Source organism: Enterococcus lemanii (genome assembly GCF_016909125.1).
Lineage (GTDB): Bacteria > Bacillota > Bacilli > Lactobacillales > Enterococcaceae > Enterococcus_I > Enterococcus_I lemanii.
Window position 1 is genome coordinate 1 of sequence record NZ_JAFBFD010000045.1, and the last position, 22,870, is coordinate 22,870.

25 protein-coding genes are annotated in these 22,870 nt (G+C 36.9%); 5 read left to right on the plus strand and 20 right to left on the minus strand.

Features of this window, described 5'->3' with window-relative positions; translation table 11 throughout:
• Positions 1–108: 108 nt before the first annotated feature.
• From sdaAA to rpmG, 5 genes are all read right to left on the minus strand, one after another.
• Positions 109–978 (minus strand): L-serine ammonia-lyase, iron-sulfur-dependent, subunit alpha, encoded by an 870-nt coding sequence (gene sdaAA / locus JOD14_RS11435; protein ID WP_204654928.1) that lies wholly within the window; start codon positions 976–978, stop codon positions 109–111.
• A 14-nt stretch (positions 979–992) separates the two neighbouring features.
• Positions 993–1,658 carry an L-serine ammonia-lyase, iron-sulfur-dependent subunit beta gene (gene sdaAB, locus JOD14_RS11440; RefSeq protein WP_204654929.1) on the minus strand — a complete coding sequence of 222 codons (666 nt, stop codon included), beginning with the start codon at positions 1,656–1,658 and terminating at the stop codon, positions 993–995.
• A gap of 81 nt (positions 1,659–1,739) precedes the next feature.
• Positions 1,740–2,285, minus strand: a complete 546-nt coding sequence (gene nusG, locus JOD14_RS11445; protein WP_204654930.1) for a transcription termination/antitermination protein NusG — start codon at positions 2,283–2,285, stop codon at positions 1,740–1,742.
• 122 nt (positions 2,286–2,407) lie between these two features.
• Positions 2,408–2,578, minus strand: coding sequence for a preprotein translocase subunit SecE (gene secE, locus JOD14_RS11450; RefSeq protein ID WP_204654931.1), 171 nt, complete (start codon positions 2,576–2,578; stop codon positions 2,408–2,410).
• Positions 2,579–2,591: 13 nt separating this feature from the next.
• A complete protein-coding gene (gene rpmG / locus JOD14_RS11455; RefSeq protein ID WP_204654932.1) occupies positions 2,592–2,744 on the minus strand; it encodes a 50S ribosomal protein L33 in 153 nt (50 codons plus the stop codon).
• Positions 2,745–2,893: 149 nt separating this feature from the next.
• On the opposite strand from rpmG, the gene cbpA reads away from it, so the two are divergent.
• Positions 2,894–3,532 (plus strand): cyclic di-AMP binding protein CbpA, encoded by a 639-nt coding sequence (gene cbpA, locus JOD14_RS11460; RefSeq protein WP_204654933.1) that lies wholly within the window; start codon positions 2,894–2,896, stop codon positions 3,530–3,532.
• Between the two features lie 184 nt (positions 3,533–3,716).
• Positions 3,717–5,417 carry a methyl-accepting chemotaxis protein gene (locus tag JOD14_RS11465; RefSeq protein WP_204654934.1) on the plus strand — a complete coding sequence of 567 codons (1,701 nt, stop codon included), beginning with the start codon at positions 3,717–3,719 and terminating at the stop codon, positions 5,415–5,417.
• 49 nt (positions 5,418–5,466) lie between these two features.
• Here the strand turns inward: JOD14_RS11465 and JOD14_RS11470 are convergent, their stop codons facing one another.
• The 11 genes from JOD14_RS11470 to gnd all read right to left on the minus strand — a co-directional run bounded on the left by JOD14_RS11470 (position 5,467) and on the right by gnd (position 14,781).
• Entirely contained in the window at positions 5,467–6,192 is a 726-nt protein-coding gene (locus JOD14_RS11470; protein WP_204654935.1) for an HAD family hydrolase, read from the minus strand.
• Between the two features lie 36 nt (positions 6,193–6,228).
• The gene (locus JOD14_RS11475) at positions 6,229–6,864 is read right to left on the minus strand and encodes a bifunctional 4-hydroxy-2-oxoglutarate aldolase/2-dehydro-3-deoxy-phosphogluconate aldolase (protein ID WP_204654936.1); all 636 of its coding nucleotides are present in this window, start codon (positions 6,862–6,864) and stop codon (positions 6,229–6,231) included.
• A 97-nt stretch (positions 6,865–6,961) separates the two neighbouring features.
• A complete protein-coding gene (gene uxuA, locus JOD14_RS11480; protein ID WP_204654937.1) occupies positions 6,962–8,035 on the minus strand; it encodes a mannonate dehydratase in 1,074 nt (357 codons plus the stop codon).
• Positions 8,036–8,059: 24 nt separating this feature from the next.
• Positions 8,060–8,509 carry a PTS sugar transporter subunit IIA gene (locus tag JOD14_RS11485; RefSeq protein WP_204654938.1) on the minus strand — a complete coding sequence of 150 codons (450 nt, stop codon included), beginning with the start codon at positions 8,507–8,509 and terminating at the stop codon, positions 8,060–8,062.
• Between the two features lie 27 nt (positions 8,510–8,536).
• Positions 8,537–9,412, minus strand: coding sequence for a hypothetical protein (locus JOD14_RS11490; RefSeq protein WP_204654939.1), 876 nt, complete (start codon positions 9,410–9,412; stop codon positions 8,537–8,539).
• Positions 9,413–9,462: 50 nt separating this feature from the next.
• Complete coding sequence (locus tag JOD14_RS11495; RefSeq protein WP_204654940.1) at positions 9,463–9,969, minus strand: PTS sugar transporter subunit IIB; 507 nt, start codon at positions 9,967–9,969, stop codon at positions 9,463–9,465.
• 43 nt (positions 9,970–10,012) lie between these two features.
• Positions 10,013–10,870, minus strand: coding sequence for a PTS system mannose/fructose/sorbose family transporter subunit IID (locus JOD14_RS11500; RefSeq protein ID WP_204654941.1), 858 nt, complete (start codon positions 10,868–10,870; stop codon positions 10,013–10,015).
• A 23-nt stretch (positions 10,871–10,893) separates the two neighbouring features.
• A complete protein-coding gene (locus JOD14_RS11505) occupies positions 10,894–11,736 on the minus strand; it encodes a PTS mannose/fructose/sorbose/N-acetylgalactosamine transporter subunit IIC (protein ID WP_204654942.1) in 843 nt (280 codons plus the stop codon).
• Between the two features lie 12 nt (positions 11,737–11,748).
• Positions 11,749–12,855: an iron-containing alcohol dehydrogenase family protein gene (locus tag JOD14_RS11510; RefSeq protein ID WP_204654943.1), complete on the minus strand. Its 1,107-nt coding sequence runs from the start codon at positions 12,853–12,855 to the stop codon at positions 11,749–11,751.
• A gap of 3 nt (positions 12,856–12,858) precedes the next feature.
• A complete protein-coding gene (locus tag JOD14_RS11515) occupies positions 12,859–13,869 on the minus strand; it encodes a D-isomer specific 2-hydroxyacid dehydrogenase family protein (RefSeq protein ID WP_204654944.1) in 1,011 nt (336 codons plus the stop codon).
• 12 nt (positions 13,870–13,881) lie between these two features.
• Positions 13,882–14,781 (minus strand): phosphogluconate dehydrogenase (NAD(+)-dependent, decarboxylating), encoded by a 900-nt coding sequence (gnd, locus tag JOD14_RS11520; RefSeq protein ID WP_204654945.1) that lies wholly within the window; start codon positions 14,779–14,781, stop codon positions 13,882–13,884.
• 156 nt (positions 14,782–14,937) lie between these two features.
• On the opposite strand from gnd, the gene JOD14_RS11525 reads away from it, so the two are divergent.
• A complete protein-coding gene (locus JOD14_RS11525; protein ID WP_204654946.1) occupies positions 14,938–15,786 on the plus strand; it encodes a MurR/RpiR family transcriptional regulator in 849 nt (282 codons plus the stop codon).
• Positions 15,787–15,958: 172 nt separating this feature from the next.
• On the opposite strand, the gene JOD14_RS11530 is transcribed toward JOD14_RS11525, so the two are convergent.
• Positions 15,959–16,456, minus strand: coding sequence for a QueT transporter family protein (locus tag JOD14_RS11530; RefSeq protein ID WP_204654947.1), 498 nt, complete (start codon positions 16,454–16,456; stop codon positions 15,959–15,961).
• A gap of 521 nt (positions 16,457–16,977) precedes the next feature.
• Here JOD14_RS11530 and JOD14_RS11535 point away from each other — a divergent pair.
• Positions 16,978–17,943, plus strand: a complete 966-nt coding sequence (locus JOD14_RS11535) for a diacylglycerol/lipid kinase family protein (RefSeq protein WP_204654948.1) — start codon at positions 16,978–16,980, stop codon at positions 17,941–17,943.
• A gap of 61 nt (positions 17,944–18,004) precedes the next feature.
• Here JOD14_RS11535 and recD2 read toward each other — a convergent pair whose 3' ends face one another.
• The 3 genes from recD2 to JOD14_RS11550 form a co-directional block, all read right to left on the minus strand.
• A complete protein-coding gene (recD2, locus tag JOD14_RS11540; protein ID WP_204654949.1) occupies positions 18,005–20,437 on the minus strand; it encodes an SF1B family DNA helicase RecD2 in 2,433 nt (810 codons plus the stop codon).
• A 21-nt stretch (positions 20,438–20,458) separates the two neighbouring features.
• Positions 20,459–20,965, minus strand: coding sequence for a tRNA (uridine(34)/cytosine(34)/5-carboxymethylaminomethyluridine(34)-2'-O)-methyltransferase TrmL (trmL, locus tag JOD14_RS11545; protein WP_204654950.1), 507 nt, complete (start codon positions 20,963–20,965; stop codon positions 20,459–20,461).
• A gap of 208 nt (positions 20,966–21,173) precedes the next feature.
• On the minus strand, positions 21,174–22,037 hold the full coding sequence (locus JOD14_RS11550; RefSeq protein WP_204654951.1) for a putative RNA methyltransferase: 864 nt from the start codon (positions 22,035–22,037) through the stop codon (positions 21,174–21,176).
• Between the two features lie 85 nt (positions 22,038–22,122).
• Here JOD14_RS11550 and JOD14_RS11555 point away from each other — a divergent pair, with 85 nt between their 5' ends.
• Entirely contained in the window at positions 22,123–22,758 is a 636-nt protein-coding gene (locus tag JOD14_RS11555) for a copper homeostasis protein CutC (RefSeq protein WP_204654952.1), read from the plus strand.
• Positions 22,759–22,870 lie beyond the last annotated feature (112 nt).

Below are 22,870 nucleotides of genomic sequence, written 5' to 3' on the forward strand. Positions count from 1 at the left end.
ACTCCTATACTTTGGTTTAGTCGCTAATAAGTATAACGTATCGACATGACTTTTTTCTATTTATTTTGTATGCACTTCATTTTACAACTTACCTTCACATGTTTTTTGTCATTTGTTTTTCAAAATTTCTTTTGTTAAACGTTTAGCGGTTGGGGTGACTGCTAGCCCGCCTTCTGCTGTTTCTTTAAAAATCGCCGGCATCTGTCTGCCGACTTGGTACATTGCCTGTACGACTTCATCTGCTGGAATCACACTCTTAATACCAGCTAATGCCATATCGGCCGAAATAAATGCTTGCGAAGAACCTAGAGCATTTCGTTTAACACAGGGTACTTCAACAAGTCCAGCCACTGGGTCACAGATTAAGCCCATCATGTTTTTTAAAGTGATGGCTACCGCTTCCGCCGCTTCTTCTGCACAACCGCCTTTAGCTAAAACTAAAGCAGCAGCAGCCATCGCACTAGCGGAGCCAATTTCAGCTTGGCAACCACCTTCTGCACCTGATATCGATGCGTTATTGGCCATAATCAAGCCAAAAGCACCTGCTGAAAATAAGAAGTCTAGCTGCTCTTTGCGTGATAAGTTTAATTTTTCACGACAAGCCATCAAGACGCCTGGAACGACTCCAGCACTCCCAGCGGTTGGTGTTGCACAAACTAAGCCCATTTTCGCATTGACTTCATTAACGCCGATTGCATTACGGACAGCTTGCAAAATTAGTTCACCACTTAAAAAATCACCACGCTCTAAGTACTCATTCATGCGTTTGGCATCGCCACCAGTTAGTCCGGTCACCGAAGTCACCCCTTTTGTTCCTTGGGCAACCGATTGTTCCATCACGACTAGGTTACGTTCCATTAAATCTAAAATTTCTGTGCGCGTTCTGCCTGTCAGTTCCGTTTCTGTTGCAATCATCAGTTCCGCTACGTTTGGATAATTTTTACTTTGGGCAACTAAATCTTCAATGGAATAAAACATTGGCCTTTTCTCCTTTAACCGAAATAAGAAGCGCTATAAATGTGATCCATTTGTCGAATTTTTTCAACGAACCCTTCTTTACGCTCATCCGTTTCAATAATCATAATCGCCTTTTCCCCTTTTGATTCTCGGGTAACGGTCATCGTTCCAATATTTACATTGGCTTCATAAAATAAGTTCGTCACTTTAGCAATTACTCCAGGCATATCTTTTTGAACCACGATATAAGTTGGCGTTCCCAGTGACAAAGAAAGTTTAAAACCATTGACTTCAGAAATCTGAATATTGCCTCCACCAATTGAAAGCCCGGTAACCGTTAACTTGTGGTCTCCTTTGCTGACTTTTAACTGAACCATGTTCGGATGTTCGGCCTTTTCTTTTTTGGGGACAAAACAGACTTCAATCCCTAAACCATGTGCAATTTTTAAAGAGTCAGCTAAACGAGGATCGTCTGGTTCCATCCCGAGTAAGCCACCCACTAAAGCGACGTCTGTGCCATGACCGCGGTACGTCTTCGCAAAAGATTCATATAAATAAATATCAACCGTCTCAGGCTGCTCGCCAAAAATACGCCGAACGACTTTGCCAATCCGAGCGGCCCCGGCTGTATGCGAACTACTCGGACCAACCATGATAGGTCCAATAATATCAAAAACACTGCGATATTTCAGTTGCTTCATTTTTCCACCTTATTTCATTTTCATTTCAATGCCACAAGAAAAGCCACTCAGGCATTTTTTTGCTAAGTGGCCAATTATAAATTAATCGATTTTATCAACTTGGTCGAAATCAAGTTCTGTACTTGTTTCTCGGCCAAACATTTCAATATTCACTTTTAATTTTTCTTTTTCTTCGTCAACTTCTGTTACATGACCTTCCAGACCAGCAAAGGCGCCTTCGATGATTTGAACCGTTTCACCTACTGATACGACTAACTCTACACTGCGAGTGCTCATACCGATTGAACGTAGTATTGAATTAATTTCTTCTTGTAACAATGGCGCTGGCTTACTTCCTGCTCCATGAGAACCGACAAAGCCTGTTACGCCGGGTGTGTTTCGAACAACATACCAAGAGTCATCTGTCATAATCATTTCAACTAAAACATACCCTGGAAAAGTTTTGTGTACAATTTCCTTTTCTTTGCCATTTTTAACTTCTTTTTCTGTTTCTTCTGGTACAACTACGCGGAAAATATAATCGCCCATCCGCATACTTTGCGCACGTGATTCAATATTGGCTTTTACGCGGTTTTCATAACCAGAATATGTATGTAGGACATACCAACTTTTTTCAAAAGTTTCCATTTTTTTGGCTCCTCATCTTAAATTCTTTCATCCAAACAAAAAAACCTCAGTTTGCCCGAAGTTTTTCTCATGAACAATTATAACATTTTTTGTAATGATTGACTAGTATTCGTACTAGGTGACTACTTAAGAATCCAACTGAAAAGTGACTGAATACCTGAGTCCATTAAAAAGAATAACAAAGCAAAAATAAGAGAAGTTTCAATTACAACAACCGTATCTTTACGTAGTTGCTTGCCTGTTGGCCAAGTAACTTTTTTCATTTCTTCAATTGTACTACGAATAAATTTCATTCTAGCGCCTCCTTTACTTTGTTTCTCGGTGAAGTGTATGTTTTTTACAATATTTACAAAACTTGTTAACTTCTAAACGGTCGCCTTTTTTGCCTTCACTAACCGATTTAGAGTAATTACGTGAACCACAAATCGAGCACGCTAACGCGGATTTTTTTACTGCCATTTCTTTTCCTCTCCTATCTATACAAAAAGAAATAGTGATTGAGATAAAGTTATCATGATTTTAAAAACTTGTCAATTCTATCTATGCCTTTCTAAGTTTTTATGATATTATAATCAAGTTAGAAAAAAATGAGATTTGGAGGAGTGAAAATGTTACTAGAATCTATCGTCATTCCTAAAAATTTAATGACCATTGTCAACGAATCACAAACTTTGGCTGAAGCATTAGAAATTTTAGAAGTAAGCGATAATCGTTGCGTCCCTGTGTTAGATGACGCAAATCGGATTTTTAGAGGAAACATTTATAAAATGCATATTTATCGTCACCAAGCAACGGGAGGAAGCATGACTTTACCCGTAACCTTTTTATTAAAAAACGCCACTAAATTTATTTTTTTGGACTCTTCTTATTTTAATATACTATTTACCATGCGCGATTTGCCGTATATTGCCGTATTAAATAAAAAGAAAGAATTCGTTGGTGTCTTGACCCACGAAAAAATGCTTCACGTTTTACATGAATTTTGGGCAGTCGATCAAAGTGGTTACATTATTACTTTACAAACAAATGGCCAGCCGACTGATTTAGCAGCCATTACAAAAATCATTACTAAATATTCTTTTATTTTAAACCTCATTACCTTGAATACGATTCCTAATAGTACGAAACAAGAATTATTAATTACCCTACCTAAAAGTATTCTCCCTTCAAACAAAGAGAAAATTTTGAATCGCTTACAAAAGAAGGGGTACACTATCATTGATCTTGAGAATCTAATCGAGAGTTAATGTTTTATAAAATAAGTTCTAACTTTAATCATAAAATATCCTGCCTTAGAGCCGTTGTACTAGCGGTTTGGGCAGGTCTTTTTTTTGTTGCATGTTTCCTATTAATCTTTTTCACTTTCAACCGATTATATAATTATATAATCTGACATAAACAACATCTAAAATAAAAAGGAAGCTAAACTCAATGAAAAAAAGTATCTCTAAAAAAATTACACGGATTGTTATTCTCATTGTTTTCTTCAGCATTGCGTTACTAGGCAGCATTAATTTTTATGCTAGCTACAAACAAACGTTAAAAGCAGCCGGTATTGAGCTTACTGGATGCGCGAATATCACAACAGGGATTATTAACGCAGAAGAATTATTTAAATTAACAAAGGACGATTCATCCGTAACCCCTAGCGTCAACGAACAGTTAAATTGGACAGTCGACCATAAACCCATTTTCTCAACCCATTACATTCTTTCTTTAGATGGAAAAGTTCTCGCAAGTGATCAACATCTCAAGGACATTGGGCTAGAAATCGGTAGTCAAGTGGCGTTACCAAAAGAAGCATTGACGCATTTAATGCAAGGTCATACCTATTATACTTCGCTTTATGTTGTTAATGGAGAAGAACGTCAAACTGGCTATGCTCCCTTATTTAAAGATCATAACCCTAAAAATGAAGTGATTGCAATTAATGCCATCGATTTTGACGGCCAAGTCATTCGTGAACGTACTTGGGAAACAAACAAAGGAACCTTAGTTGTCACCGTTCTCTTACCAATTATTGCGGCATTCATTACTTTTGTTCTTGTCAAAAAGATGATTCAACCGATTCGTTTCATTCAAAAACAAGTAGAAAACGTAGCGAATGGTGATCTAACTCATCCACCACTAAAAATTGAAACAAACGATGAATTACAAGCGCTTGCCCAAGGTGTCAACACCATGGTGCAATCACTTAAAACTTTAATTAACGAAATCAATCAAACTGGAACCACAACGACAAACAATGCGCAAGAATTAAGTGCCAGTGCAGAAGTCGCACACAAAGCAATCCAAACAATGAATACGAATATCAATCAAACGAGTGATTTGATTTTAAATCAAACAAATCTAACTCAGCAAGCAGACCAACACCTAAATCAAATTTCAACCCATCTAAATCAAATGGATAAAACGATCCAACATTCAAATGAAATGGCGATTCATAGCTATGAACACGCTCAATCTGGACAAAAAATTGTTGACCAAACATTAAAACAAATGCAAGCTATTCACGAAAACACCGGTCAAGTAAACGATATTATTCATAGCCTTAATTACAAATCGCGTGAAATTAGTCAAGTTATCAGTATCATCACACGCATCTCTAGCCAAACAAACTTACTTGCTTTAAATGCTTCAATCGAGGCTGCTAGAGCACAAGAACACGGCCGCGGTTTCCTAGTGGTTGCTGAAGAGATTCGTGAATTATCTGTTCAAACCAAAGAAGCAACACAACAAGTTTCTACTTTAATCAATGAAATTCAATTGGAATCAAAAAAATCGGTCGAACAGGCTACCAATAGTCAAAAGTTAGTCGATGAAGGAATTACGTTTATTAACGAAACGAATCAAGCTTTTAATCAAATTGCAAGCACCGCTCAAAATACCGCCGATCAATCAAAACAACTAACGAATGAAATAAAAGAAATCAAAGCTAAAATGCGCATACTTGTTGAAGAAGTCCACCATGTCAGTCAATTGGCTCATCAAGTCAATGAAACGAGTCAACAAACAGGACATGTCAGTGCCGAACAAATTCGTGTGATGGATGAATTTGTGCTTGTTTCAAGAAACTTATCAATCATCGCTGACCAGTTAAAACAAAGTATCCAACAATTTCAAATAAAATAACAAAACAAATCCCCTTCAATTTTTTCGAAGGGGATTTTATCATCTTTTATTATTTTTCGTATAATGAATTGTTTTCAACTAAAAATTCTCGAACTTGCAATAAACTATTTAACTCGTAATCAGCATTCGTTGGAACCTCTTTGAAATTCCCTAAATCTTTAAGTAAGCAGTGCTCTCCTTTTACGTCTGGCAAATCCGTAATATCATCTTCAATAAAAAATGTACGAATACCTGCTTTTTTAGCTGCCGTTATCCCTGCTCTTGAATCCTCTAAAACGACGGCTTCCTCGGGATTTACTTGAGCTTTTATGCAAGCTTTAAGGAAGATTTCTGGGTTTGGCTTGCCAAAAGTTACCTCATCTCCTGCAACAATAAAATCAATCCGATCATGTAGTCCTTCAATTGATAGGTAATGATTAATTACACTTTTTGAAGAAGAAGAAGCTAAGGCCACTTTCAAACGTTTTTCTTTTGCAAAATCGAGTAATTCCATCAATCCTTTTTTCTTATAAACACGTTGTTCTTCTTCTAAAAACTTCTTTCGATAAGCGTTTGTCGTCTCACGCCATTTTTTTACAGGAGCGTCTTCCCCATAAATCTCTTGCATTGCTCTTTGAATATCTGGTTCTGTTCGACCAGTCAAATAATAATAGACATTGGGATTGACTTCATAATTATGAAGTTTAGCTGATTCAATGTACGATCGATAAGCTAAGCGTCCTGTTTCAAACATTAATCCATCCATATCAAAAATTAATAACTTTATTTTTTCCATCACTTTTTCACACCTTTTTACTGCTCTAAGCACTTTTTATAATCGGCTAACTAACTCTCCTAAGACTCGATCAGCAGTCATTCCTTGATCTTGTTGAATCAATTTTTCTGAGATAATAAACGAGCCCCCTACACTAACGACAGCTGGATGTGCCAAGTAAGCCTGATAATTATCTGCATTAATCCCACCAGTTGGTAAAAATTTCACATCATAAAATGGCCCATGCAAAGCTTGAATCGCCTTTAAGCCACCATAAATATCCGCTGGGAAAAATTTTACCACATTAATGCCATATTCTGTTGCTTTTTGAATATCACTTGGTGTGGCTGTCCCTGGAAAAACTGGGATACCTTGTTCAATGCAATATTCAACCACTTCTGGAACAAGAGCAGGTGAAACAATAAACCGAGCCCCGTTTGCTACCGCATCTTTTGCTTGTTGTAAGGTACGAACGGTTCCTGCGCCAACCACTAATTCTTTTGACTTTGCTAAAATTCGCATCGCTTCTAAAGCTTGCTCACTTCTAAAAGTAACCTCAATTAAACGAACGTCATGCTTAATAAGGATTTCTTCTAATAGATTTAAACAAGAAAGATCCGTCGCTGTATAAAGTGGTAATAACTTCGTTTGACTAACCATCTGATAAATTTCATGATTCATATTTGCAAGCATTGTAATTCTCCATTTCTTATTTATTTGACCAAGCAAGGCAATAAAACTTACAACCAATAAAAGAAGCCTTTTACTCATTGTAAGTTTTAGTTAATTTTTAATTCGATTGCTTCGCTTTTACGACAGCTTCATGCAAACCTTGTAAATAAGTAATTCCCATCGCACGGTCATACAGTCCGTAACCAGGCATCGCTACTTCTCCCCAAACGGTTCGACCATGATCAGGACGAATCACACCATCAAAACCAACCTCCACCAAGGCTTTCATGATACCATACATATCAAGTGAGCCTTCTGAACTTAAATGCGCTGATTCTTTGAACTTGTGATCACCCATAAAACCCACATTACGAAAATGAACAAAGTTAATACGGTCTCCAACTTCTTTGACAATTTCAACCATATCGTTGGCCGGATCTGCCCCAAGTGACCCTGTGCATAATGTTAAACCATTATAAGGCGAATCAACAATCTTTAAGATTTTTTTCAAATCTTCTAAGTTTTTCGTAATCCGTGGTAAGCCGAAGATTTCCCAAGGTGGATCATCCGGGTGAATCGCCATTTTCACATCAACTTCTTCACAAACTGGAATCACTTTCTCTAAGAAATATTTCAAATGTTCAAATAAAATTTCTTCGGTGACGCCTTCATAAATTTCCATTAAGCTATTAAATTTTTTCAGACGCTCTTCTTCCCATCCTGGCAAGCGAAATCCTTTTGACTGACTATGGATTAACTGATACATCTCCCCTGGGTTCATCTGATCAACCACTGCTTGGTCATAAACAAGGGAAAAACTTCCATCCTCATTTTCATAAAACAAGTCCGTTTTGGCCCAACCAAAAATTGGTTTAAAACTATAACAGATCATTCGAACGTCACAAGCAGCTAAGTTACGAATCGTTTGAATATAATTTTCAATATATTGATCACGTTCGTTTGTTCCTGCTTTAATTGCGTCATGAATTGCGACACTTTCAATCCCTAACAATTTTAAATTTTCTTTTTCAATTGATTCTTTTAACTCATTAATTTCAGCAATTTCCCAAACATCACCGGGTAGCTTATCTAGCAGTGTGCCAACGATCCCATTCATTCCTGGAATTTGACGGACGTGGTTTAGAGGAATCGAATCGCCTTTTTCGCCGTACCAGCGAAAACCCCATTTCATCATTAATCATCCTTTCTTAATCTCTTAAAAATCATCTTCGTCATCATCACTTGTCTCTTCAACTTCAGATATATGCCAACTGCCAAGACTTTGTGCACCTTGACTCATAATAGCCGGAGCCACTTCTTCGATTGCGGTTCCTAAAATTTGGTGATTAATTGTTTCAAGTAACATTGGCAAGTTCACGCCACCGATAACATAGACTTGTTGACGCAAATTATCAGTAAGTTGACTTGTAACTAAAACCGATTGATTATACGGACTCGCACTGACTAAATCGACTAGTACAATGACCCCTTCTTCTTGATTCACCGATTCAATCGCTGTTTTAATTTTTCCCCCAAGCGCTTGTACATCATCACCATGGTTTAAGTTAACAGTCGCAATATTATTAGTGGCACCAATAATAACTTCTGCTGAATCTTTTAAACCATCGCTTAGTGTACCGTGGGTTGCAATTACAATTCCTAGCATTTTTTATTATTCCTCCTTTGACTGATTTCATTCAAATAAAGCAATGATTTTTTTAAAATTTTCTTGGTTTAATTGCTTTTGCTCTAATTCTTTTTTGGTTAACAATAAAATCGGTTGTCCTTTGGTTAACTGTTCACTCGCACTAATCACGTAATTCACTCTTTGCTTAACCTCTTTCAACTGAATCGCATTTTGGCTTAATTTCATTTCAGAAAACCCTTGACCAATCGCATACAATGGCGCATTACTACCAATTGAATCCAGTAGAACAATGCGACAATTTTTAGAGGCCAGTCGTCCCAATTCTTTTAAACCTCGATTCCCATAACACCCTTCATCAATAAAGGCAAAGGCTCGCTTTTCTTGATTATTTTTTTTCAATAACATTAAAAGCGCCAGAATAGAAGAAGTGTTGCGAATGAATGTTTTTTTACTTGCTTTGCCTTTCGTATACTGACTCAATAAATAGAAAAAACCACCAAAGCCCGCCATGGCAAGCCAAGTCCAGCCTGAAGTAAAATCAAAAGGATTTTTCACTTGATTCATGTAAAGCAACGTAAAAAAGAATCCTAAAAAAACCAACAATAATGAGCTACTTAATAGATAAATGAGCGTTTGTCTTTTTTGTGCTTCACGATCAAAAAAGACATACGGACCAAAACTTTTCGTAGGGGTATCGTAATAAGTACAAATAATTTCTTTGGCATCTTCAATATTACCAATGTAAACATTGCGATTTGCCGACTTTTTTTGTCGATCATACTCAATGATTCTTACATCTTCTCTCATCGTTGAAAGATCTGCGACTAAAGCTTTTAAAAAGCGTTGTTTGCTTTTTTCGCTATGTCTCACGCGATAAATATATTGATAACGAAATAACCAATCTTTTTCTTGTTCTTGCATTTACTTTCCACCTACCGTTTCGGTCCTTTATTTGACGGGCTTATTTATTTTTATAAACCAAATTGTTTTAAAACATCTTTCAAACTCGTTTTTGGTGCAGAAGGCGTTGCTTGAAAATAAATGTCCTCCACCCCATAATTTTCATTCAGATCTTTTAATTTCTCCGCATCTTCTTTATTTAAGTAGACTGATTTTGTTACTAAAATATCTGTTTCTGGATTTTTTTGTGCAATCCCACCAATATTTAATTCTTTCATTGGAATACCATGTTTCACTAAATCGTAAATAACACTTACCGTTTTTGCAATTAAAATGCAATTGTAGTCTTTGAATTCATACTCATCCCAATACAATTTTGCTTTATCTGGGGTTACAACAATTGTTTTTTGACCGGTTCGTCCTCCTGCACTTTTATACAGTTCACGCATGAATTTATCTTTTGCTACGATTTCATCGACAACAAAAATAGAGTTAACCCCACTTTTTTGTGATAATGTCACCATTACTTGTCCATGAATTAATCGTTCATCTACACGAGCTAAATTAACTTGCCCCATTTATCCCACTCCTCTTTTTAAATTCTTATCTTTTTTTATTCAATTATAAAATTCCTACGGCTGCTAGAACAATTAGAATTCCTGTTAACCATAACAAAGCTTGTGTTACTTTTAATCCTTTTTTATTGTAGAACCAATACACACCCATTACTACAGCTAGTGGTAGTAAGCCTGGAATAATCTTATCCAGAATCTCTTGGATGACGAATTCTTTTCCAGATATTTCAAATTGTAACGTTGAAGTGACTTTCACGTAATTCCCAGCTAGGACTCCCATCATAAACAAACCTAACACTGATAACGTTTCAATCGCTTTTTGAACACCTGAACTTTGCATTAAACCAGTAGCATTGCGTCCCATTTCAAATGATTGTCTAGCAAAGAACATCCCTAACAAAACTTGATACAGTGCGAAAAAGACAAATGGAAATAAGGCGCCAAGTGGGCTTCCTTGTTGTGCCCATGGAACAGCAATCGCGATAAAGATATATTGAACCGTGCCTGAGTCAATCGCATCGCCAATCCCTGCCAAAGCGCCCATTAAACCGGCTTTTGTATTGTATAACAGGTCATCTTGCATGGTAATTTCTTTCTTTTCATATTCTTCTTCGGCACGTTGTTGTTCCATTGAAGACATTAAACCTGTAATGACCCCACCACCCCAACTTAATTGGGTATTAAAGAATAATAATTGACGTTTATAAGCTGCTTTCAGTGCCTCATCATCTTTATATAATTTTTTTAATACTGGCATCATCGCATAAAGTAAAGATGGTGCTAAATAGCGCTCAAATGAGTGAGGAATTTCATTGGCAAAGTGCCATCTTAAATAAGCCTTTGTTACGTCTTTTTTTGTAATTGCTTCTGGCGCAAGTTGATTATTTTTTTCTGTTGTAGTCATCTTCATATCCTCCTCCTTATTCATTAAAACCCATCATCATAGTCATCGTCATCATCAAAGGAACCTTGATCTGTAGCAACTTTGGCACTGCTTTCTTTTGCTGGTGCTTGATTACCATGTGCTTTTACAAAAATTAAAGCAAAGATTGCTCCAAAGATTGCATAAGTTACCATTGTTATCTCTAAAGGTTTTAAAACAACACTCATAAAGTAAGCCAGCAAGAAGAAGACCATATAATCTTTACGACCAATTACATAAACAGTTGTCGCAATCCCAATTGCTGCTAATCCACCACCAACTACTTCTAACACGTGAATAATAACCGTACCTTCTAAGGCGTTAATAACATCGGCAATAATCGGCGCCCCGTAATATAATGCAATAAAAACAAGTGGCACAAATAATAAGAATGAGGCAAGCGTTGGATACCAAATAATCGAACGTACAATTGCTTTTGAGTCCAACTCTTCAACCGCTTTATCCGTATATTTTCCTAAGAAAGTGTTAATGAAGAAACGGAATTGATACAAATAACTACCTAGTAAACCAACTGGGACTGCTACCGCAATTGCTGCTTCTGGTTGCAAATTACCCATTAATGCTACTGGAACTGCAATCGCCGCTGCAATTGATGGCTCTGCCGGCATCGTTCCCCCGGGTGAAAATACACCCATATAAATCATTTGAAGCGCGGCTGTTACAATCATCGCCTGGGCGACATTCCCCATAATAATCCCAACAACTAACCCTGTCATTAATGGAGAAAAACGTAACGTTAAAGTTGCGCCTCCTCCTAACCAACGCGACATGACTGCAGCGACCCATAACGCAATTAATAAACTTTGAACTACACTTAAAGTTTCCATATGTCCTCCTTTTTAAAGCTTTGTTTTATTGTATTCCTCTAATTTGATAATTGTTTCCGCTAGTTTTTCTTTGGTAATTGAAATTGGAATTAAATGAACTTTTTCTTTTGAATCAATAAATTCAACTACCTGGTCAATCCTTTCTGAATTTTGAATTGCTATACCCATATCCCCAAAAGACAACGGCAAATGTAATTCTTGATAAAAAGGGATTAATGCATCAATCATCGACCATTTTTCTTCCAAAGCTAACTGGTATAAAATACCGTAAGCAACTTTTTCACCATGTAAAAAATGATGACTTTGTGGTAAATATTTACTCATCGCATCGTGCATCGCGTGAGCTGCAGCATTTCGAGCATACTTATCGCCAAATCCTCCTACTAAACCAGCGACGGCAAACACAATTTCTGATAAATGAATAAATACATCGCTAGCTTTTTTAGCTTTCATGTCCGCAATCGCCTGAACAGAATCTTCCATAATCGCAGTTTGGCATAATTTAGCTGTGCTTTTAGCCATTTGCAAAAAAGGTTCATTTACTAGATGTTCTTGTGCTAAAATTGCTTCTGATTCATACCACTTGGCGAGTGTATCTGCTAAACCAGCGATGAAATACTCTATTGGTGAATCAATGACTAACTCAGGATCCGTTATAAAAAAAGCTGCTTGGCGTAAAAAATGTTCTGTTTTCCCTTCTGCTTCACCATTTTCTTTATACATAACAGACAGTGGTGTCCATGGTGCACAATTACTTGCTAAAGTCGGTATGACACCAAAATGCACGTTTGCTAGATGGGCTGCGTACCCAACTAAATCAGTGAGTTTTCCACCACCTACCCCGATAATAAAGTCAATTTTTTCTTTTTTTACCAATGTTTTAATAATATCTGCTCCATAATAGCTACACTCACCAGTGTATTGATGGTAAAAAAATTGGTATTTCTTTTCAGCTAAAAAAAGCAATCGCGGTTCTGCTTTTTCCCATGAAATCGTTCCATGAACAATCAAGATGTTTTTTGCATGGTATTCTTGCAGTACATCTGATACAAAGGAAAAAGCACCTACATGATACCGATAAAATTGTGGACCAACTTTAACTTTTAGGTCTGTTAACATTACTCAAGCTCCTTTCTCTCCAACAAAACTGCTACTACATTGAACACAGCGTTCTGGTACCCTCCCTTCTACAACTGCCTCTACATCTCGGACACACTTTTCACCCATTTCTTCCAAACATTCCATCGTGTAAGCCGACGTATGAGGAGTCATAATGACATTGGCAAAATCAAGATAGGGATGATCACTTCTACCTGGTTCTTCTTCCAACACATCGGTTGCATAGCCTGCAATTTTGCCACTTTTCAACCCAGCTATCATTGCTTCTTCACTAACTAACGCGCCTCTAGCACTATTGGAAAGATAAACGTGATCTTTCATTTGGGTAATTTCCTCAGTCGAAATCATATGATAATTCTCACTCGTCAAATTCGCGCACAAACAAATAATATCAGCATTTGCTAACAACGTTTCTAACGTTACTTTCTCAGCGCCGTGTTGTTTAATTTCTAAATCTGACTTATAAGGATCATACGCGAGTACTTCACAGCGAAAACCGTTACGAACAATTTCAGCAACACAACCTCCCGTATTACCGATACCAATCACGCCAACTGTCTTATTGAATAACGTACGACCCACAAAGTCTGCGCGATCTTCCCAACGATTTTGACGGACCCGTTCATTAGCCAAAGTTGTCATGCGCAAAAGAGCAAGTAAATTCGTCACATTATTTTCAGCAACGGCTTCTCTTTCAACTACGGCTGGAATAATCGTGACTAGCGTCTGATGAGCTTTTGCTGCTACTAGATTGATATTATTGTAACCAATCCCATGTCTAGTAATCAGTAGCAGCTCATCTTTGTGCTCAAAAAAATCTTCTTCAAAAAATGGCGTTACACTTGCAATAATAATATTGTACCCTTCTAAAAGCGCTGCCAATTCTTTCCCAGCAATATCACCGGCGACCGTAAAGTGCTTAACCGGGCCAATTTTTTCAAGTCTTTGAATATGTGTCGGGAAAACTTGACCAAAACTACTTGAATTTACAATAGCAATTTTATATTTTGACATGGATTACTCCCCTCATTCTTTCATGACCATTTCGTGACCACCAAACCCGTTACGTAAAGCTGAAACAACTTTAGCAGAAAAATTTTCTTCTTCTTGCGAAATATTTCGAGCAAATAAACTTAAAGCAATGGTCGGTACTGCTATACCCATTTCTAACGCTGTTTCAACCGTCCACTTCGCTTCCCCGGAGGCTGCAACTTCTCCCTTGTACTCTACAAGTTTCGGACTTTGTTCAAATTGTTCTTGCGCAATTTCCATTAACCAACTTCGAATGACTGATCCGTGATTCCATACTTTCGCAACTTCCGCTAAATCAAACTGAAAATCACTTTCAGCGACAATTTGGAACCCTTCGCCCATGGCTTGCATCATTCCATATTCAATGCCGTTATGCACCATTTTTAAGAAATGGCCACTACCTGAGGTACCCGCATAAATATATCCGTTTTCAATAGCAACTTCTTTAAAGATGGCTTCGACGGACTGAAAGGCCTCTTTTTTTCCACCAACCATTAAACAAGCATTGTTTCTTGCACCAGATACGCCACCGGAAGTGCCACAGTCAAGATAATGGATACCATTTTCTGCGAATTTGGCTGCTCTTCTAATAGAATCTTTGTAGTTTGAATTGCCTCCTTCAATAACAATATCGTCTGCATTTAATTGAGGTAACATTTGTTGCAACACATTTTCTGTAATCTCTCCTGCTGGGAGCATCAACCATACAATTTTTCGTTTTTGAAATGAAGACAGTAAATCCGAAAGTTCTTGAAAAACTTCGATATCTTTTTTTCTTGCCTGATCCATTGCTTCTACCGATAAATCATTTCCTTTGACCTGGTGCCCATTATCTTTTAGGTTAAATGCTAAGTTCAATCCCATTTTCCCTAAACCAACAACTGCGACTTCCATGTTAGCGCCTCCAATCTTTATAACTCTATTATACAAAAAAACTTTTTTTTGTAAACACTTTTATTAAAAAAGTTTTTTGTTGCTTTTTTTCGAAAAAAGAGTTATTTTTAAAGTAAGTGATTTTCATAAATTAGAAAGAGAGAGGAGGACTTAATAATGACATCTTCTATTCGATTAATCATTAAGACTATGTATAAGAACTTAAGTCAAAAAGAACAAGCAATTGCAGACTATATTTTAGAAAACCCAAAAAAAGTCAGTCACAGCTCCATTAGTGACATTGCTTCTGAATTAGAAGTTGCCGACTCAACCATCTTTCAATTTACAAAAAAGATTGGTTACAACGGATTTAAAGATTTCAAGATGGCGATGTTGATGCAAGAAAATGACTTATCAGCAATTTCTTTCCACGAAAACATCCAAAAAGACGATACCGAATTAACGATGGCACAAAAAGTATTTGACTCAAATATCAGCTCTTTAACTGATACAAGAAAATTATTGCAAGAAGAAAAATTAATCGAAGCCGTTGATTTAATCGACGCATCGAATCGTTTGTTTTTATTCGGTGTTGGAGGATCTGAAATTGTTGCAACCGACACATATCATAAGTTCTTGCGCTCACCCATTCCTGTCTATCACAGTTCGGATTATCACCTCCAACTCATGGAAGCGTCCCTTTTAACCCCTGACGACTGCGCGATTTTTATTTCTCACACTGGTCGTTCAAAAGAAACGATTATGATTGCAGAAACGGCCAAAAAAATTGGAGCTAAAACGATTGTTATTACTAGCCAAATTAGTTCGCCTTTAGCTAAACTTGGGGATGTTACGTTTATTTCTGTCTCAGAAGAAACCGAATTTCGCTCTGAAGCACTCGCCTCTCGTATCTCCCAATTAAGTATTATGGATTCGTTATTTGTTATCTTAATGTTTAGAAATCAAGATCAAGCCCAAGAGTCAATTTCAAAAGTTCGTAAAGTGATTGCAAAAATCAAAGACTAAAACAAGAAATATCACGCGCTTTTTTCAAACGAGTGACTTATCTAAAGCTTTGAATCATTCAATAAGCTAACTTTTTTATTTTCCAATACAAAAATTCCTTAGCAAGCAAAAACCACCAAACCTGAGATAAAATCTAGGTTTGGTGGTTTTTGCCTATTATTAATAACTAACTTTAAACTTGCTGGTCAAAGCGAACAGTCTGATTTATCCAATACATGACCGGCGCTGAAATCGTTAAAATAATGAATTCACTAAGCGCGGTCGTCGCATAAGTTGGCCAAAACGGTAAATCTGCGGTTAGGCTTAACATGATGGCGATTAAAAACATGCTGAAAGTGAAAAAGGCAATATTCAAGACTAGTCTTTTTTTGACACTTGGTATTATATTTTGAAGAGAGGCCGTTAATAAGAGTGCTAGCAATGTTTGACCACCACCAAAAATCACATCCAGCGGGCCAAACCCAAATAATAAATTATAAATAATGACACCGCCAAAAACGCCCCATAATAGTTTTCGATTAAATACGACTAGGTGATTCAAGCTTTCTGATAACCGAAATTGAATCGCACCTGATGAAAAGGGTAAAATTAAACTTAACACGATGTAAAGCCCCATGATGATGGCATTAGCTACCAACGTCTTAATACTGTTCTTCTCTTTAATACTCATTTTCTTCCTTCTTTCTCCAAGTTTTGTTAATGCGGGATGGTTGATGAACCGCGTATTTTTACAACAGGTTATATTGTATGGTTATTTCCCTTGCTTGTCAATCAAAAGAAAAAGCGTTGATTTTCTAAAGCATTAAGAAATTATTAAAGCGAAATACCCACTTATTGAAAACGATTGCAAAATTTTAAAAATATGTTATATTATAAGTGTAAGGAGACATAGGAATTCCCAGTAGCGTAGCCGATGTAGGTGCTACAAGAAAAGAATTGTTGTGAACTCTGAAATATACCAAAGAAGGATGTGGGAATTTGAGGTACTCCTTACTAACTGAATAGGAATCCGATGAACAAACGCCATGACGAAGTGGACATAAGAACCTTCTAGCGTAACCAGTCTAGGTAACAATATACTAGACCAGCAACAAAACCTCATCGGATTCTATTTTTTTGTTTATTTCTCCTTTTGAAACGTTTCGTGTTATAATCTTAAGCATAGATTATGAAATAACGAGGGGGGTTCTTTTGAAATTCCATTATCATTTATTAATCAATCCTGCTTCTGGCGGTGGAAAAGGAACGATTGTCGCCGATAAAATTATTCAGTTACTTAAAAACAACCAATACTTTTTTTCCACTTACTATACAGAATATGCGAATCATGAAATTGAATACCTGAACGAGTTAGTCGATCAATATTTAACTCCCTGGGGAAAAAAAGAAAACTTGTCAGAGCCCTTTTTCCACTTATTAATCGTTATTGGCGGTGACGGCACTTTACACCAAGTCGTGGAAGCGTTGCACTTATTAAATAAAGAAATTCCAGTAGCTTTTATTCCAGCTGGTTCGGGCAATGACTTTGCACGTGGCTTTGGTATTTCTCGCGAACCTGTTAAAGCTTTTTGGCAAATAATTAAAGCCCAAGAACCAAAAAATATCAATATCCTCGCTTATCATGAACAAGCTTCTGACAAAAAAGGAATCATATTAAATAATCTAGGAATCGGTATTGATGGAGCAATTGTTCATCAAGCAAATACAACTGCAAGCAAACAAAAACTAAGTAAATATAAACTAGGCGCCTTTGTTTATATCGTAAGTGCGCTTAAAATTTTATTCCAACAAAAAGGCTTTCCTGTTTTAATTGAAGCCAATGGAAAAGAATATAATTTTAAGAAAGCTTTTTTATGTACAACAACAACACACCCTTACTTTGGTGGCGGTGTTGCTATTGCCCCTACCGCAAATAGCTCGGTTGTCAATTTCGATTTTATTTTAGTTGAACGTCATTCGCTCCTAAAAGTTTTAGGTTTGCTTTTTTTACTCCCTTTCAAAAAACATGACAAAGCAAAATCTTTTATTCAGATTAACACAACCAAATTACGTATCATTTCAACTACTGCCCAATTCGGCCAAGTAGATGGTGAAGTCATCTTACCGAATGCTTTTGATTATGTCATTACACCGGCAAAACAAAAACTATGGTCTTAAAACAGTAAGCAAAAAAGACGGTCCTTTTTAGAGAATCGTCTTTTTTTGCTTGTTATTATTTTTATGAGACCTCAGTAGGCAAAAAATCATAAGGTGTCAAATCACCCATGCCAACCATCGGATGAATCGTTTGACTTTGAATCAATTCGTTTGTTAAATAAGTTTCTTGCGATACTTGATTACGCGTTTCTTTGACAGGCTGACTGCTTTTTATTGGTGTAGAAGCAACCGTTTCTGACTCTACCTTTTCTTCTTGCATTGTTTCTAATAAGCGTTCTTTTAAAGTGGTCAAACGGACATGCGATTCTTCTTTTACGCATCTTTGATAAGCAGAGGGTTCACCTAATAAAATTAAGATTTCTTTACTCCGCGTAATGGCCGTATAAAGTAAGTTTCTTTGTAGCATCCGCCCATACTGATGGACCATCGGCAAGATAACCATTTTAAATTCACTACCTTGGGCTTTATGAATCGAACAACAATACGCCAAAGTAATTTGTTGCCATTCACTACGAAGATAACTCACTTCCGTTAAATCAAAGCGAATAATTAACTCATCCATCTTTTCTTCAGAATCTTTCGCATAAATGATACCTACGATTTGCCCCATATCCCCATTAAAAACATTTTTTTCTGGCACGTTTTGTAATTGTAAGACTTTATCACCAATTCGGTAGACGGTATCATTCCACTTGACTTCTTTTTGACGAACATCCGTTTTTGGATTAAAAATTTCTTGCATCATTTTATTTAAAGCATCGATTCCAGCTGGGCCTCGATACATCGGTGCTAATACTTGAATATCTTGTGGCGTAAAGCCTTTTTCTTTGGCTTTTGTCACAATTTGCGCAATCAAAGGCTCAATTTGTTGCGCATTACAAGCAAAGTACGAGCGATCTTTTTGATTTTGAATGAAATTTTCAGGCAGTTGGCCTCGTTTAATTTCATGGGCAAGAGAAATAATACTTGAGCCATCGCCTTGGCGGTAAATTTCGGTTAATTCTTGCTGCAAAACGCCTTTTGTTTCTAACAAATCGTGTAAAACTTGTCCGGGACCAACCGAAGGCAATTGGTCTTTATCGCCAACAAAAACAAGTTGCATCCCTTCAGGAATCGCTTTTAATAATGTATTGGCTAACCAAGTATCAACCATTGACATCTCATCGACAATCAGGAGTTTACCGGTCAACTCATTCCCAACCATCTCATCAGGTTTTTCTTCGCTATTTAAGCCTAACAAACGATGGATGGTCCCACTAGGCAAGCCAGTCGTTTCATTCATACGTTTCGCAGCTCGACCAGTTGGGGCAGCTAGAAGTATCGGAAAAGTTGATTCGCCATTATTTTTGTTTTCAAGATCAATCTCATTGATTGCGGCAAACAGATGAACAATTCCGTTTACAACCGTTGTCTTTCCCGTTCCAGGACCACCCGTTAAAACAAAAACAGGAGACGTAACCGCCGCAAAGATCGCTTGTTTTTGCGATGGGCCATAAGTAATCCCTAGTTTTTTTTCAATTTCTGCAAGCTTTTTCTCTAATTTTTTTAGTGAAATTTTCTTGGTATTTTTTTGTGCCATTTGTTTTGCTAATTGACTAGCAATCCCAACTTCGGAAAAATACAAGCTATTTTCATATAAGCGTGTCTCTTCTTGTTGAATCGCTCCTGATTCAGTTAACGCGATAATAACTTCCGCGACTTGTTCCGGGTGAATTTCTACACTACGACTGCTTTCCAGCAAATCAATCGTACTTTCTAGTAACATCTGCGCCGGAGAATACGTATTACCAGTCTGCAAAGCTTGTTGGAAAATTTGATACAAGACCGCGGCACGAATTCGTTCAGGGGCGTGTGCTTCAACGCCTAATTCTTCAGCAATTTGATCGGCTTTTTTAAACCCAATCCCTTCAATTTCTTCCACAAGTCGATAAGGGTTTGCTTCAATCAAAGTAAGTGCGTCATTCTTGTATGCTTGATAAATTAAAAACGAAAAATAACTGCTAAATCCATAACGGTTCAAGCCAATAATGACTTGATCCATTCCATAATTTAACCGGAGCGTTTCAAGTAAAATTGCGCGCTTTTTTTCATTTAGTTGCGGAATCGTTTCTAATAAGCTTGGGTCTTCTAAAATTTTATCGACAGCTTGTTCCCCAAAAGCTTCGACAATTTTTTCAGCTGTTTTTCGCCCAATTCCAGGAAATTTATCGCTCGACAAAAATTGAATCAGGCCTTCTTCAGACGTCGGTTGTTCTTTTTGGTACGTTTCAACTTTTAATTGTTTTCCGTATTTTGGATGTTGAACAATTTCACCAAAAAAACGATACACTTCTTCTTCCTGGAGATCACCCATGCTTCCTGTGATGACCATTTCATCATCTAAGGATTCAATGTTTGTCTCCACGACCTTGACTAAAACGACTTTAAAAAAATTACTATTATTTTGAAAAAAAATAGCGGCTACTTTGCCAACAATGAAGTGTCTTTCTGACATGTCTAGCGCCCTTTCTAAAGTTTATTCATCAAGTTTATGGTGTTCGTAATGGTGGGTTAATTCTAAATTAGGAAATCCTTGCTGACGAAGCGCTTCGTAAACAATCATGCACGCCGTATTGGATAAATTTAATGAGCGAACATGTTCATCGTTCATTGGAATTCGCAAACATTTTTCTGCATTTTCACGCATAAATTCTTCTGGCAATCCCGTTGTTTCTTTTCCAAAAATAAAAAAATGATCTTGAGAATCAGCATAATTTACTTCGTCATAAGAACGTTTAGCAAACTTAGTAATTAAATGGAGCGGACGATTGCCTACATAAGTTAAAAATTCTGCTAAATTTTTATGATAGATAATTTCAACGTCGTGCCAATAGTCTAAACCTGCTCGTTTTAAATGTTTATCATCCGTTAAAAAACCCAAAGGTTCAATTAAATGTAAAGGCGTATTCGTCGCCGCACAGGTTCGAGCAATGTTCCCTGTATTGGCAGGAATTTGGGGTTCAAATAATGCAATATGATTCATCGTTGCTTCCTCGTTTTTTCTGTAAATTTACATTTGTTCAAAAAAAAAACGTATCAACTCGGTGTCTAGCACGGCAAGTCGTTACGTTAGTGAAGTGTTTTTCACTAACTTTTATCAGAACAGGATGCTGATAAAAACCAATGAAAAATAACTTGTTACCAATATACCATTCTAATGTTAAGATTGCAAGTTGTTTTGCTAAGTTTCTTCACATATTCTTCATATTATCGGCTGAAAAACGACCAATCAGTACTTCTAAATCAATCGTGATTCGCGAAAGTAGGTTTTTTTGCAAAAATTCTTTTCTTTCTTTTGTCACACTCCATTCCAAGGGCGACATTTCTAACAAAGAATGTTGGCAATTTTCAGGAATTTCAAACGTATACGTCACAATTTTTCTTTCCATTTTCGGAAAAGTCTCTTGAAATTTTGCAATCACGGCTTCGTTTGAATAATGTTGTTTCGCTAAATCCTCAGGAAAAAAAGCTTGGCGCAATTCTTTTAAATAACCGCTTCTAGGCACGACTTTAATAACTTGTCCGTTGGATTGACTTACTCGAGCAAACTCTTGATAATTTGAAGGCGAAAAGATATTTAAAATCGTGGAAAAAGTCCCCTTATTAAACGGTAAATTAGTTAAATCAGCCACACAGAAAAAATGTTTTTGATTATAATCTGAAGCTAAATATACCCCTTCTTTTGACAGATCAAATCCCACGCTCGGAAGTAGTGTTGCTTGTTGTTCTAACAAGTGCAGAAAACTCCCCTCCCCACAACCAACATCTAAAACTCGTTCCCCTTGGCATTTTTCAGCTAGTAAAGCAATTAAAGGATCATACATGCCATTTAGAATCAAGGCTCGGCGATGTTGAAACATCTTTTGGTCGTATTCCGTTTTAACATGTTGTTTTAAGAAATAAAGTGTCCCTTTTTTAGATAAGTCAAAACGATGGCGATTTGAACAAAAAAGCGTTTTATCCTTTGCTTTCATCGCTTCGTGACAAAAAGGACAACGAAAAACTTGTTGATTTTTTTCTAAAAATAACGCGGCCTGGTCAATTTTTTTTAACATAATCGGCTCCTTTCGATTCCCTCAATACTTTATCATATTTTTATGTTAAAATGCTACTATATTAAGTTTTAAAGGAGCTCATAACATGTTAAAAGAGTTTTGTGCAGAAAATTTTACTGATATTCCAAAAGCGATTGAACAAGGCGTCAAACGAATTGAGTTATGTGACAACTTGACGGTCGGAGGGACGACACCTAGCGCTGGCGTCATTGAAACGACTGTCCAATACGCCCACGAAAACAATGTTACCGTCATGACGATTATTCGCCCGCGCAGTGGCAACTTCGTCTACAACGACTATGAATTAAAAATCATGGAGACCGATTTAATTGAAGCCAAAAAATATGGAACAGATGGCGTCGTAATTGGATGTTTAAACGAAGATGGTTGGTTAGATGAAGAAGCATTGGATGTTTTAATTGATCGTGCGGTGGGGTTAGAAATTACTTTCCATATGGCTTTTGACGCTATGTCAAAAGAAAACCAATTCAAAGCGATTGACTGGCTCGTTGAAAATGTCGTTGACCGGATTTTAACACACGGGGGCGTCGCAGGAACACCAATCGAAGACAATTTTGAACACTTAAAAGAACTCATCGCTTATGCAAATGGCCGGATCATTATTTTACCAGGTGGTGGCGTAAACCATGCCAACGCGCAGCTAGTTGCGGACGCGTTGCAAGTAAATGAAGTCCATGGCACAAAAATTGTCAGTTTTTAATTTGATTAACAAAAAAAGGGTCTATAATATTTGGTGTTGTTACTAAGAAATTGGTAAGAACACCCTTTTTCTTTATATAACAAAAAAGCATCTGTTTCCCTTATAATTAAGT